This window comes from Flavobacterium sp. SH_e (genome assembly GCF_025717045.1).
GTDB lineage: Bacteria > Bacteroidota > Bacteroidia > Flavobacteriales > Flavobacteriaceae > Flavobacterium.
In genome coordinates this window covers 483,005-495,602 of sequence record NZ_JAOVZN010000001.1, presented here as the reverse complement: position 1 = coordinate 495,602, position 12,598 = coordinate 483,005, and the positions used below count along the sequence as shown (strand labels likewise).

14 protein-coding genes are annotated in these 12,598 nt (G+C 32.4%); 3 read left to right on the top strand and 11 right to left on the bottom strand.

Features of this window, described 5'->3' with window-relative positions; translation table 11 throughout:
* Positions 1-16 precede the first annotated feature (16 nt).
* Positions 17-1,195: a Pycsar system effector family protein gene (locus OD917_RS02165; protein WP_263521902.1), complete on the top strand. Its 1,179-nt coding sequence runs from the start codon at positions 17-19 to the stop codon at positions 1,193-1,195.
* 162 nt (positions 1,196-1,357) lie between these two features.
* Here OD917_RS02165 and OD917_RS02160 read toward each other — a convergent pair whose 3' ends face one another.
* The gene (locus OD917_RS02160; protein WP_263521901.1) at positions 1,358-3,727 is read right to left on the bottom strand and encodes a GAF domain-containing protein; all 2,370 of its coding nucleotides are present in this window, start codon (positions 3,725-3,727) and stop codon (positions 1,358-1,360) included.
* A 226-nt stretch (positions 3,728-3,953) separates the two neighbouring features.
* Between OD917_RS02160 and OD917_RS02155 the strand changes: the two genes are divergently transcribed.
* Together OD917_RS02155 and OD917_RS02150 are read left to right on the top strand one after the other, a co-directional pair.
* The gene (locus tag OD917_RS02155; protein ID WP_263521900.1) at positions 3,954-4,706 is read left to right on the top strand and encodes an SDR family oxidoreductase; all 753 of its coding nucleotides are present in this window, start codon (positions 3,954-3,956) and stop codon (positions 4,704-4,706) included.
* A gap of 72 nt (positions 4,707-4,778) precedes the next feature.
* The gene (locus tag OD917_RS02150; protein WP_263521899.1) at positions 4,779-5,360 is read left to right on the top strand and encodes a TetR/AcrR family transcriptional regulator; all 582 of its coding nucleotides are present in this window, start codon (positions 4,779-4,781) and stop codon (positions 5,358-5,360) included.
* An 84-nt stretch (positions 5,361-5,444) separates the two neighbouring features.
* On the opposite strand, the gene OD917_RS02145 is transcribed toward OD917_RS02150, so the two are convergent.
* From OD917_RS02145 to OD917_RS02100, 10 genes are all read right to left on the bottom strand, one after another.
* The gene (locus tag OD917_RS02145) at positions 5,445-6,503 is read right to left on the bottom strand and encodes a nucleoid-associated protein (protein ID WP_035647713.1); all 1,059 of its coding nucleotides are present in this window, start codon (positions 6,501-6,503) and stop codon (positions 5,445-5,447) included.
* A gap of 43 nt (positions 6,504-6,546) precedes the next feature.
* Entirely contained in the window at positions 6,547-6,906 is a 360-nt protein-coding gene (locus OD917_RS02140; RefSeq protein WP_263521898.1) for a four helix bundle protein, read from the bottom strand.
* 115 nt (positions 6,907-7,021) lie between these two features.
* Positions 7,022-7,564 (bottom strand): plasmid pRiA4b ORF-3 family protein, encoded by a 543-nt coding sequence (locus OD917_RS02135; RefSeq protein ID WP_263521897.1) that lies wholly within the window; start codon positions 7,562-7,564, stop codon positions 7,022-7,024.
* Positions 7,565-7,791: 227 nt separating this feature from the next.
* Complete coding sequence (locus tag OD917_RS02130; protein ID WP_263521896.1) at positions 7,792-8,391, bottom strand: HPP family protein; 600 nt, start codon at positions 8,389-8,391, stop codon at positions 7,792-7,794.
* A gap of 90 nt (positions 8,392-8,481) precedes the next feature.
* A complete protein-coding gene (locus tag OD917_RS02125) occupies positions 8,482-9,765 on the bottom strand; it encodes a chloride channel protein (RefSeq protein WP_263521895.1) in 1,284 nt (427 codons plus the stop codon).
* Positions 9,766-10,107: 342 nt separating this feature from the next.
* A complete protein-coding gene (locus OD917_RS02120; protein WP_263521894.1) occupies positions 10,108-10,497 on the bottom strand; it encodes a VOC family protein in 390 nt (129 codons plus the stop codon).
* Positions 10,497-11,072 (bottom strand): sugar O-acetyltransferase, encoded by a 576-nt coding sequence (locus OD917_RS02115; RefSeq protein WP_263521893.1) that lies wholly within the window; start codon positions 11,070-11,072, stop codon positions 10,497-10,499. The genes OD917_RS02120 and OD917_RS02115 overlap by 1 nt, the downstream gene beginning before the upstream one ends.
* 3 nt (positions 11,073-11,075) lie before the next feature.
* Positions 11,076-11,534, bottom strand: a complete 459-nt coding sequence (locus OD917_RS02110; RefSeq protein WP_263521892.1) for a YciI family protein — start codon at positions 11,532-11,534, stop codon at positions 11,076-11,078.
* 58 nt (positions 11,535-11,592) lie between these two features.
* Positions 11,593-12,078, bottom strand: a complete 486-nt coding sequence (locus OD917_RS02105) for a hypothetical protein (protein ID WP_263521891.1) — start codon at positions 12,076-12,078, stop codon at positions 11,593-11,595.
* Between the two features lie 9 nt (positions 12,079-12,087).
* On the bottom strand, positions 12,088-12,546 hold the full coding sequence (locus tag OD917_RS02100; RefSeq protein ID WP_263521890.1) for a DinB family protein: 459 nt from the start codon (positions 12,544-12,546) through the stop codon (positions 12,088-12,090).
* Positions 12,547-12,598: the final 52 nt, after the last annotated feature.

Here is a 12,598-nt window from a genome sequence, read left to right as displayed (position 1 = left end):
TATAAAAATATTCTTTATGAATCTAATAGAACAATCCGAGGATTTTGTCGGTAATTTACTCAAAGATAAACTTTCTAATTTATATTCTTACCATAATTTTAATCATACTTTTACAGTGGTTAATGCGGTAAAAGAGCTTTGCAAAAAAGAAGATGTGGAAGGTGATGATAAAGAGGCGCTTTTGGTCGCAGCGTGGTTTCACGACACCGGATATATTGACGGTTATGAAAACCATGAAAAGACAAGTACTAAAATTGCTGCTGATTTTTTGCGCGAAAAAGGAAAATCGGAAGAATTTATTGCTCTAGTTTCAAGTTTGATTTTAGCTACAGTTAAAGAATATGAACCTAGAACGCATTTGGAAAAAATTATAAGAGATGCAGATTACGCGCATTTAATGGGAACGGAATATGCTACAACTTGCGAATTATTGCGTTTAGAATTAAAAAATGCTGGCATAGTTAGTTTTTCAAATGCTGAATGGACTAGAGAAAATTTAAATTTCTTATTGAATAAGCACAGATTTTATACAGATTACGCTTTAAGAAAATGGCAACCTTTGAAGGAAAAAAATCTATTAATGATTCAGAAAAAAATCAATAAACAGGAATTGAAAGCCGCTGCTGCGCTCGAAGAAGAAAATAAAAAGAAAGATAAAACTGAAAAGCCAGATCGCGGAATTGATACTTTATTTCGCGTTACGCTTGGAAATCATACGCGTTTAAGTGGCATTGCAGATAGTAAAGCCAATATTTTATTGTCTGTAAATGCGATTATTATTTCAATCGCACTTTCATCTATTATTCCAAAATTGGATAGTCCAAAAAATGCACATCTAGTTGTTCCAACTTTTATTATGCTGATGTCGAGTGTAATTACAATTATTTTTGCAATTCTTTCTACACGTCCAAAAGTAACTTCTGGATTTTTTACAAGAGATGACGTGGAAGCAAAAAAAGTGAATCTAATGTTTTTTGGGAATTTCTACAAAATGCCTCTCGAAGATTATGATTGGGCAATGAATGAAATGATGAAAGACAGGGATTATTTGTATTCCACAATGATTAAAGATTTGTATTATCTAGGATTGGTTTTACAAAGAAAATATAACTTACTCCGAATTGCGTATAACTTTTTCATGTTCGGAATTATAATAACGGTAATCGCGTTTGTGATTGCTTTTAAATCTATTTAAAATTAGACGCAGATTTTAGAGATTCGCTATCACGAAAACGCGGATGAACACAGATTTTTTTGATTTGTTTTAGATTAAAAATCCGTTTTTTTCCGCGTTTTTGCGATAGCAAATCTGTTTTTATCCGTGTTCAAAATATGGCTAAAAAAAAAGCCCAACTATTTAGTTGAGCTCATCTAATAAATCCTGATAGGTTATTTTTTTTGTTTTCGAGTTTGAAACATTGTTAATTACTTTCACACGAATTGCTCTCAAGCCCGAAACGCCCTGAAGATCTTCAACTTCAAATTGCTCAATTGAAGGTTCCAAAACCTTTTTGTGCTGAAGGTATTTAATGTATTTTAAATATTCTGCTTCTTCACTGTTTTGAGAATATACAATTGTAATTTTTTCTTTTTCAGTAATTCTTTCACTTGTTCCTTTAATATGCGATTTGTCAATTCGTTTTTTAACGACTTCATATCTTGCATTATAAGTTCCATCTACATCAAAACGTTTTTCATCCATTCTGAAACGGATAGAAAGCGCAGAACTGAAAACAAGAATTAATGAAGTAACATCCAATTCGTAAGGAAGCGATTCTTTAAGTTCATGGTGTTCTAGTTCCATTTCGCACAAAGTCTGCAATTGCCATAAACGAAGATTATGCAAATACATAATATCGAATGGTTTTGTTGGCGAAATAGAAGCACCGATATACAAATTATGTTCAACGCCATCCGTTTTAAAACGCTCGTAATAATGCGGATAAATCTGCTGCGCCTCAACTTGTTTTCGATCTAAAACTGTTGCTAATCTCTTATTGATAATCGACATAGCATTGTCGAACTTCTTTCTTTCGTGATAAAACATTCCTGTTTTTTCATCCAGTCTTTCAAAATACAATTCTGCTAATTTTTCATCTTTAGCATTGCCTTTTGTATTTTTTAAAATCGGATGAATTTCTTCTTCAATATATCTTTGAATATGCTGTTCTGTATCTGCTTTTAAAGGAAAATCCAATTCACTTCGAAGCGATTCCAATTCAAATTTTCTTTGTTCTAAAAGAACTAGATTCGAATTTGGTTTCTGATTATCGAAGATTTCCAAAAGCGCCGTCAACTGACTTTTTAAATCAATTTTCACGGTCTCATTTCGATGCTCAGAAGAACCTTTTATATCAATTTGACCATAAAGCGGATAGACATTTTTAAATACAATTTCTTTGAAAATATAATCTTTAGTATGATTCATATTTTGAAAGTAATTCTGTGATTCTCTTTTAAATTTCCAATAAACGCTTGGGTGAATTGTAGTATATTCTCGCTGAATAACCGCTTCGATCTGATGTTGCATGTCGGTATTGACGCGATCAATCGTATCGGTTAAGTACGGCAAGACCAAATCTAGTTTTGTAGCATTTACGCTATTTAAATCTCTTGGATTTTGAGAAACCAATTCGACAACACCTAATAAATGTCCGCTTTTGATGACTGGAGCAAAAATGCAGCTCTGTATTCCTTGTTTTAATAAATGTTCGCCAAGTCTTTTATTTGTTTGTTCTTCAGTGAATTTACTGACATTAGAAATAACAAAAGGTTCTCTGTTGTCCAATAAATTTTCGAAAGAACATCCAAAAAAAGCATTTTTACAATCTACTTCCTGATCGGCAGAAAGTAAAAAGCTCTTCATCTGATTATCATATTTTGCTGGTCGGATAAATTTCTCTTCTTCTGGATTGTAAATAATAAATCCGACTTTTAAATTCGGAAGATTAAAAATTGACTGAAAAATATTAGAAACTTCCTGATCTGTTGCAACTGTTTTTGGTCCAGGTTTCAGCAAATTACTTTTCAAAATAGAAATAGCACTTTCTGTTGTAGCATCAAATAATGAAACAATTCCGAAACCTCTTAAAATCCAACTTCCTTTAGGGAATTTAGATTTCCATAAATCAATGTCGTTGTAATTGTCAATCAATTGATCGATGTCTTCTTGAGTTAATGGAACAGAATTTTCCGTTGGAATAATTTCCATGAAATCAGCATTATATAAAATTCTATAATGTTTTTCTACCCCATTTTCATCTGGAATGTCATAGAAAAAAGGCTGATTAAAATCAATACGCTGATTGTAATAATAGCTTAAAATCAAACAACAGTTATTAATGTAGAATTGATGTTCGCTAAAATCACGAATTTCCATATAAAATTCATCTCCTGCATTTTTAAGGATTTTCTTGAAACGCTCTGTATAATTAAAGGAGATATTTTGAAATGGAATTGTTACCGCTTTTATTTCGTTGTGTGTCAGTGCAGTTGGAAATAAATCGGCTAAAATATTTTTAATTAAAGCTTCATTGTCTTTAATGATTGAATAATCCTGGATTCCAGTCCTAAGTTCCGGAATTAAGTCAATTTGTTCTAAAATCGCTTTGGCATAGTTTGATCTATAATCAACGTCTGATAAAGCAATTTCTTCAAAAGATTCGATTAGCTTGTGAAATGAAATTATAGTGGTAAAAGGACTTTCTTTAAAAAATTGAATATCCATCTGAGTTATTTTTTAATGCAAAATTAAGGATAAATTAAGAATGTCCGACATTTTATAATCTCTTTCCTCTATAGTTAAATAGTTGTTTCCCTTATAATTAAAGGCTTTTAGGAAGTCCTTTTTTATTTTAACTAAAAATTAACATTATTAATAACGGAACGATCGTTCCGTTATTATATCTTTGTATCATAATAATTGAATAATCAATAACTTAAAAACAAATAAAATGAAAAATTTAGAAAACAAATTAGCAATCGTGACAGGTGGAAACAGTGGAATTGGATACGCAGCAGCGGCTGATTTAGTATCAAAAGGAGCAAAAGTAATTGTAACAGGAAGAAACAAAGAAGCTTTAGCGAAAGCTGAAACAGAATTGAACGTTACTGGAATTGTTGCAGATCAATCTGATTTAAAATCAATCGATAATTTAGTAGAAGAAGTAAAATCAAAATTCGGGAAAGTTGATATTTTATTCCTTAATGCAGGAATTGCAGCTTTCGCTCCAGTAGATTCAGCTTCAGAAGATCATTATGACAGTATTATGAATGTAAACGTAAAAGGAGTTTATTTTACAGTTCAAAAAGTATTGCCAATTTTAAATGACGGTGGTTCTATTATTTTTAATACTTCAGTAAATGCTCAATTAGGAATGCCAGGTTCAAGTGTATATGGAGCAAGTAAAGCAGCAGTTTTATCATTAAACAGAATCTTTGCAGCAGAATTGGCACCAAGAAAAATTAGAGTAAATGCAGTTTCTCCTGGTCCAATCGAAACACCTTTATATGGTAAAGTTGGTTTAGAAAAAGAAGAAGTCGAAGGTTTGGGAGCAGCGTTAGGGCAAAAGATTTTATTGAAACGTTTTGGACAAGCAACAGAAGTAGCTAAAACAATAAGTTTCCTTGCATCAGACGATTCTTCATTTATTACAGGAACTGAAATTGTGGTTGACGGTGGACTTACTGTAAATACAGTATTATAATTTTTTTGACCAATTCAGGAACGATTGTTCCGTATTTTTAGTATCTTTGGAAATGAATTTAATTTTGAAGCGATGGCTAGAACGAAAGAATTTAATGAAGATCAGGCTTTAGAGAAAGCAATCGAGATTTTTTGGCACAAAGGTTACAATGGAACGTCTGCACAGGATTTGGTAACGCATTTAGGATTAAGCCGTTCTAGTTTGTACGATACTTTTGGCGATAAGCAAAAACTTTTTGTGAGATCTTTAAAACGCTATCAGAAGCAAAATCAGGAAAGTTTAATTGAGCTTTTTGAAAACTCTGAAAATATCAGAACAACAATTACAGAAATTTTCAAGCAAGCTGTTTTGGAAAGTCTTCAAGACAACATTACAAAAGGTTGTTTTATGGTAAATTCTGCGGTTGAATTGGCGATGCACGATCCTGAAATTGGAAAAATTGTTCACGATAATCAAAAATCGGTCGAAGATATTTTCTATAATGCTGTAAAAAGAGGGCAGGAATCAGGTCAGATTTCAGACAAACAAGAAGCCAGATCGCTTGCACGTTTTATCTTTAACAATTATTCCGGAATTCGAGTTTTGGCAAGAGCGGGCGAGAAAGACAAACAAGTTTACGATGATATTTTAAAAGCTATTTTCTCTTTATTTTAAAGGGAATTGAAGCAAATAAAAAAGGCAATTACAAATGTAACTGCCTTTTTTTGTATTAAGTAAGTAATAGAAAATGAAAACTTCTTAGCTTTTCTCTTCTTTGTTGAAGTAAACTAAGTAGTAATACATTTGTTTTTCTTCATCCCAGCCTTTTTCAACAAATTTTTCTGCACTTTCTGGATTGATGAAATCCATTTTTATTTGAATGTGAGTATCTAAATTAATCACATTTTTAATCGATTTTCTAGCGTCAGAAACTGCTGCGTTGGCAATTGGGAATGAGGTAACATCTTCGATGCTGTATTTTTCTCCTTTATCAACTTTATAGTTTTTAAATTCAGGGATCAAATCAGGATTGTCTAATACTTCATTCAAGAAATTCTGCTCTTCAAACTGATCATTTTTAGCGAAATAATTCACAGATCGGTTCATAAACATTACTTCCTCTTTCTTGTCTTCTGCTGGCAAAACAACATCTTTTGCGAAGTTTTGACAGAACTTTAAATATTTTTTTGTGATGAAATTTTCATCCTCAAAAGCATCAACAGATAAAAAGTGCTCTAACCAGTAACGTGCGTCGTAACGGTTGCTATCTACAGTTAAAATTTTATATCCTTCTTCTTTTTTATAGTTGAAAATCAAACATCCTTTATCTAATTTACTCAAGTTGATTCCTTGCTGTAAAATCATTTCAAGGTTGCTTCCATTTTCTTCAAACTGTAAAAAGTCAGCTTGCAACTCGCTTTTAAAAATACCGATTGCATCAACAACATTGTTATCAATACTTAGATTAGTCAAATACGTTACATAAACCTCACCATTTTTAATATGCGGGTGATTTGATTGTTCAAATAAATGCTTTGTGATGTTTTTTGAAACTTCATGAACATTTGACGGATTAGCAAAAATCTCAGTCGCATATTTAAACATGTCGTTGTAGTCCAAGTCCACTTCGTGCGCAAACTGATAATAGTTTTCTTCTTTTTCTCTAAAAGGCTTAAAAAAGAATTCTTTTATCAAAGGAACAATCTCATCATTAAGATTAAATGGCTGCTCTGATAAAAAAATAGCTTCGTTACGGCTTTTGTTTCCTACGCGGTGTATTGACAGCGTGTCGATGTGGGTATTGAAAAGATTTATCATTTGTGTATAGGTTCAGAGTGGCAAAGGTTTAAAGGGACAAAGGTTATTTTCTGTCTTTTATTCTGCGAATAAAAGCGCTTAACATTCGTTCCAATTCTCTGCTTTCTCCATTAATTTTATTGAATTGGTTCTCCGTTATAAATTTTAAATTGAATGAAATTTCGAGCTGAGTCTGCATTTCAAATAGTGACGAAATAGAAATATTTAGAAATCTCAAATAATCACTATTTCCATCTCTTCCATAACCTTCAGCAATATTACTCGGTATTGAAATGGAACATCTTCTAATTTGTGAAGATAGACCATAAATTTCTTCTTTTGGGAATGAATTTGTTAATTGGTAAATCTCAGTTACCAGATTCATAGATTTTTGCCAGATTAAAAGGTCGCGAAAAGTTTTCATTTTATATTTTAACAATTAAAATATAAAAATAAAGAAAAATATTACATTTTTAAAACCGTCAGATTTTAAGAAAACCTCTGGACCTTTGTACCTATGCCTCTTTGAACCTCAAAAATTAATTCCAATTTTCCTCAAATCCATAATCTTCGAAGCTGTCATCGCCTTCGAACATGTCAAGATCGTCTTCGTCTAGGTCGTCTTCAAATTCTCCGTAGATATCGTCGTGCATGTCATCAGCTTCAAAGTTTTTTTCGATAGCGTCTGCTGGCATTTCACCGTGAGAATACAAAGTTTCTGGGTAAGTAACTCCAACTTGTTCATCTTCGATTGCAGCCAATTCAACTAAGAAAGTCCACATACTGATGAAGTCATAAACGTAGATAATCTTTGTATTTTGTTTGTCTAAAATACTAGATAACGGATAATCGTTCATGGTTCTTATTTCGCCAGGAACATCTCCTGTGTCGAAAAGCGGAATTTCATCTTCTTGATTCCAAGTATCATCACAAGTATAAAATGAAGCCACTTCTGATCCGTCAAAGCCAAAAGAGTTGAAGATTGCATTGTGTAAATCTTCAAGAGTATCATCCTCAAGAATTGCAATGTCTCTGAAAATATCTTCTTCGGCGTCTAGAATAACTCTAAATTTATAAACCATAATCTTTGTTTTTATTGAGAGGTCAAAGGTAAAATATAAAAAACGAAATACGAATTCTGAATTGTGTTTTGTTGAAAAGATTTTATTAAGCTAGATTTCAGTTAGTTTGTCATTTCGACGAAGGAGAAATCGCACTAGAAATTCCGCAAAGCAAATTATCCAATCTGTGTGGATTCTCGCATGTGATTTCTCCTTCGTCGAAATGACACACTAGCTGTGGAAATAACTTACTCTCTCGCCAGTCTTTTTCTAATTTTATGATAATGTTTGTGATAAGTACTATGGCTTGGATAACTTCTGCTTGAAGTAATATTATTAAAAATTAAAGCGATTATAAATAAAATTAAAACACCAACTAGAACTGGCGAAATAACATACATATACCCCAAACCTTTTATTTGTGCTGAACCTGTAACTGCAATTAGTGCTGTCGCACCCCCAGGTGGATGCAGTGTTTTTGTAATCTGCATGAAAATAATGGAAAGAGAAACGGCAAGTGGAGCAGAAATCCAAACAATATCAGGCACCAGTTTATTTACCGTTACGCCTATAAAAGCTGAAATAAGATGCCCTCCAATTAAATTTCTTGGCTGTGAAAACGGACTTTGTATAATTCCGTAAATCAAAACACTCGACGCACCAAAAGAACCAATTAAAAAAAGAACATCACTTCCTGCAAATTGTGAAGCTTCGAGATAAGAAAGAATCCCAATTCCGACAAAAGAACCTAAAAAAGACCAAAAATGTTCTTTATAGTCAATTAAAGTTTCCTTGTAAAGAATGTAACGTGTTTTGCGATAGCTTCTTTTTATTTTTTCTGTTGGCATTATTATGGTATTATATTTTGCTCGTTATGTTTTTAAATATACTTTGCTGTATATAAGTTCTTATTACTTGATAAATCTGTAAATTGAAGTTTATTTAATTAAGCTTGGAGAATAACTGTAAACGGTGTACGGATAAATTGTTTTTGCAGTATATTTTGAAATCAGGCAAACGGCAAGAATTGGGAAAAACAAAGTATAATCGTTTGTTAAACCGCAAACCAAGAAAATCGCTGTGAAAGGCGCATGAATACTCGCACTCAAAACAGCAGCCATTCCGATAATCATAAAGTTAACTGGAATTACATTTACATGGAAAAAGCTGTTTAAGATTGAAGCCAATAATAATCCTAAAAATGCTCCGATGAATAGACTAGGAGCAAAAACACCTCCGTCACCTCCAGAAGCCAATGTTATCGAAGTAACAATTGGTTTTAGAATTAAAATTCCAATAAATGTAAAAGCCAAAGTTATAGTCAATTGAGTTTGAGACGCATTTCCAAAAATTCCTTTAATGGCGTGGTAACCTTCTCCGTACAATTGAGGAAAAAAGAATAAGGAAAGACTTAAAACGGCAGATCCTAAAATGATTTTGTAATAATGTGTGTTGATTTTACCAAATTGTGATTTAAAAAACAATACACATCTAGTTAAGTAAACCGAATTCATTCCAGCTAAAATTCCTAAAAGAATGAAGTATGGAATTGCTTTTAAATTCCAAGTTACGATTGAAACTGCAAACAAAGGTTCTTCTTTTAAAATGGTCAATAAACCAAAAGCAATAGAAACTGCAATTAAATTTGAAATAATGAAGGCACGAGTTACTTTTCTTGAAATTACTTCGAAAGCAAATAAAACTCCCGCAATTGGACTGCTGAAAAGTGCTGTAACGCCCGCTGCAACTCCCGCACAGATTAATTCTGTTTTGTATTGACGGAAAACATTCTCTTTTTCGTGTGCAACCGAACCAATAGTTGCTGTTGCTACAACAGTAGAAACTTCGATTCCCGTAGAACCTCCAAAAATAACCGTTAATAATCCGTTTATGAAATGTGATGGAATTTTATAAGAAGGAAGGTTTTTAGATTTTGATGCGGTGCTTTCAAAAACTTCTTTGATTCCTTTATTTTCTTTTTTCTTGAAAAGATATTGCCTTAAGAAATAAATTACCGATAAACCGAAAACTGGAAATATGATATAAAATACGGGATGAACTGATACTTCGTGAAAGAAAATCTCTTCGTAATATTCGGTTATTTTTTTTAGTGAAATTCCGAGAAAGGCAGAAAGAAAGCCAATTAAAATAGAAACAATAACTAATTTTCGGAATTTAATGAATTGATGATTTTTTTTGATTTGCGCCGTTTTGTTCATCATTATAAGTTTGAGAATTCCGCATTTTTTTTCTGCGGATTACAAAATTAAGCATCAAATTCGGTTTTTTCTAGGAAATCTCCATTTTAGTGTGTTAAAATGGATATAAACAGGAAAAATCTTTCGTTGTGTTGTTTTGCCACGAAGGTACTAAGGCACAAAGTTTTTCTCATTTTATGTCATTTCGACGAAGGAGAAATCGCACGCGGGATTCCGCAAAGTAAAGCGCCAATCTTTGCCGAGTTTCTAGTGTGATTTCTCCTTCGTCGAATGACAAACTATGCCTTATATTCTTTAACCTAAGGAAAAGCTTTGCAACTCTGTGCCTTTGTCCCTATATAAACCTTATCTCTCATAAAACTCAATCGGCAACAAATCTGGATCTGCAATAAAAGTGAAACGCTTTTCAGTAGTTTCATCAATTCTAATTGGTTCTGATTCTATATTTTTTGAAGTTAAAAAAGCAATAGTTTCTTCCAAATTTATAACTTCAAAAGCCAAATGACGCAAACCAACCGCTTCTGGTCTTGAAGGTCTTTGCGGCGGATTTGGAAAGGAGAATAATTCAACAACATAAGTGCCATTCAAAGCCAAATCCAATTTATAAGATTGACGTTCTTCGCGATAGATTTCTCTAATTATGGTTAAACCTAAAATCTGAGTATAGAAATATTTCGATTTTTCGTAATCGGAACATAAAATGGCAATATGATGAATTTTATTTAGAGTAAGCATTATGATTTTGATTCAGATTCTTGATTTAATTTTCGAATAACTTTCGCAGGATTTCCAACAGCAAGTGAATTGTCTGGAATATCTTTTGTAACTACAGATCCAGCGCCGATAACACAACCTTTTCCTATTGTCACTCCAGGACAGATAACAGAATTTCCGCCAACCCAGCAATCGTCTCCAATTGTAACTGGATACGCATTTTCTAATGTTTTTCTTAATTCAGCGTCAAGCGGATGAGAAGCGGTGTAAATTTGAACATTTGGCGCAATAAATACATTTGATCCGATAGTTACTGGCGCACAGTCCAAAACCACGCAATTCACATTAAAATAAACATTTTCACCAGCAAAAATATTGTAACCATAATCGCAATGAAAAGGAGGTTCAATATAAAAACCAGCTCCAGCATTTGGAATCAATTCTTTTAAAATTTCTTTTGCTTTTTTGGTAACTCTGTATTCTTTTACGTTTAAAGTGTGCAGTAAATTTTTAGCATTTCGGCGTCCTTTTACTAATTCAGGATCAAAGGCATTGTAATATTCGCCAGAGATCATTTTTTCTTTTTCTGTTTTCATATTTTACATTTTCGTCTTGGCAATTTTGTCGTGTATTTTTACAGTTTCCTGCAAAGCAGCGGTGCAATACCAAGGCGTTAATTCGGCTTCGAGTAAATTAGCTTTTATTGCTGGATCGGTAGCGACAAGAGCTCTTGCTTCTTCTATTGTTTCGACATTAAAAACATAAATGCCTCGATAATTTCTATCATTTTTCATGAAAGGGCCAGCAACAACCAGTTTTCCTTCTTTGGCTAGTTTTCCAATATTAGCCATGTGTCCTTCAAAAAGTTTTTTAGTTTCTTCTTTAGAAGCGGTTGTGTTGCTTCCTGATTTTAGAAGACAAAAAACATATTTTTTCATTCCGTATTCGTCGGCGTGAAGTGATTTGGCTAAAGCTTCATCGTATTTCACTTCGGTTTCTTGTGAAAAGCCGATAGCACTAACTGTTAAAAAAAAGAGTAAGAATAGAGATTTTTTCATGACAGAATAGTTTTTAGTTTACAATTAAATATTTGTGGAAAACCTTATTTTTTATTAATTAAAAAATAGAGTGATCTTCATATTCTAAATTCATAAAATTTGGAATCTTTTCATAGTTTTTATCTTCCCAGCTTTTATAGGTGAAATCCTCAATTTTTTGAATAAGATTAGAATCTAATTCTATATTGGCCTGTTTGCAAAAGGATAAAATTGTGATATAACCTACAATAGTTGGATTTGTATCAGTAATAAGAAGGCCTTCGACTTTTTTTACTTTAACGGTCCATTTGGTTTCAGTTTTAGAAAAAACAAATTCTAATCCTTTTATAACAGCTTTTCGCCAGTCAGAGAAGCGTGCTTTTCCAGGTTCGTCTTTTTCAGGAATACTTGCAAAATAACCCATTCCAATCCAGCCTTCACCTGTATATTCTTCTATAATTTCATTTTGATTGTCATTTTGGGTGATTTCAAGATTTACAATAGCTAAAAAAGATTTTCCATTTTTAACCTTTCGCCATTGATAATCTAATGTTTCATCAATCATATAAAATTTTTAAAGCAATTTCTTCAAAATAACAATCTGTCCTAAATGATAAACATCGTGCTGAATAATTCCGTGAATGTGTTCGTAATAAGTATGACCGTTATTTACATAAATTTTAGCTAAATCTTCGTCATTAAAATTCTCAAAAAAAGCATTCCACGATTCTTGAGTTTTTGCTAGTGTTTGAAGCGATTGTTCCCAAGCCACTTCTGATGGATCTATAACTGGAACAAAATAGTTATGATCAGGAGTTATGATCACTTCTCCCTGCATACGTTCTAAAATATTTCTTCTCCATTGTATCAAATGATTCACAATTTCCCAAATCGTATTAAGATTAGGGTTTGCTTTTTTGTAAGCCTGTTCTGCTGTTACATTTTTTAGGGTGCTGGCTAAATTGACTTCAAGCCAAGGATTTCCATTGTAAATGGATTGATATAGATTCGAAATTCTTTTACTTTCTGACATAAATGGTATTTTTTTGGAATTCATAGCTAAGATACAAATTAGTCATTTACAA

Coding starts and splice junctions, on each gene's coding strand:
- OD917_RS02165 (WP_263521902.1), top strand. CDS start 17: ATGAATCTAATAGAACAATCCGAGGATTTTGTCGGTAATTTACTCAAA.
- OD917_RS02160 (WP_263521901.1), bottom strand. CDS start 3,727: ATGGATATTCAATTTTTTAAAGAAAGTCCTTTTACCACTATAATTTCA.
- OD917_RS02155 (WP_263521900.1), top strand. CDS start 3,954: ATGAAAAATTTAGAAAACAAATTAGCAATCGTGACAGGTGGAAACAGT.
- OD917_RS02150 (WP_263521899.1), top strand. CDS start 4,779: ATGGCTAGAACGAAAGAATTTAATGAAGATCAGGCTTTAGAGAAAGCA.
- OD917_RS02145 (WP_035647713.1), bottom strand. CDS start 6,503: ATGATAAATCTTTTCAATACCCACATCGACACGCTGTCAATACACCGC.
- OD917_RS02140 (WP_263521898.1), bottom strand. CDS start 6,906: ATGAAAACTTTTCGCGACCTTTTAATCTGGCAAAAATCTATGAATCTG.
- OD917_RS02135 (WP_263521897.1), bottom strand. CDS start 7,564: ATGGTTTATAAATTTAGAGTTATTCTAGACGCCGAAGAAGATATTTTC.
- OD917_RS02130 (WP_263521896.1), bottom strand. CDS start 8,391: ATGCCAACAGAAAAAATAAAAAGAAGCTATCGCAAAACACGTTACATT.
- OD917_RS02125 (WP_263521895.1), bottom strand. CDS start 9,765: ATGATGAACAAAACGGCGCAAATCAAAAAAAATCATCAATTCATTAAA.
- OD917_RS02120 (WP_263521894.1), bottom strand. CDS start 10,497: ATGCTTACTCTAAATAAAATTCATCATATTGCCATTTTATGTTCCGAT.
- OD917_RS02115 (WP_263521893.1), bottom strand. CDS start 11,072: ATGAAAACAGAAAAAGAAAAAATGATCTCTGGCGAATATTACAATGCC.
- OD917_RS02110 (WP_263521892.1), bottom strand. CDS start 11,534: ATGAAAAAATCTCTATTCTTACTCTTTTTTTTAACAGTTAGTGCTATC.
- OD917_RS02105 (WP_263521891.1), bottom strand. CDS start 12,078: ATGATTGATGAAACATTAGATTATCAATGGCGAAAGGTTAAAAATGGA.
- OD917_RS02100 (WP_263521890.1), bottom strand. CDS start 12,546: ATGTCAGAAAGTAAAAGAATTTCGAATCTATATCAATCCATTTACAAT.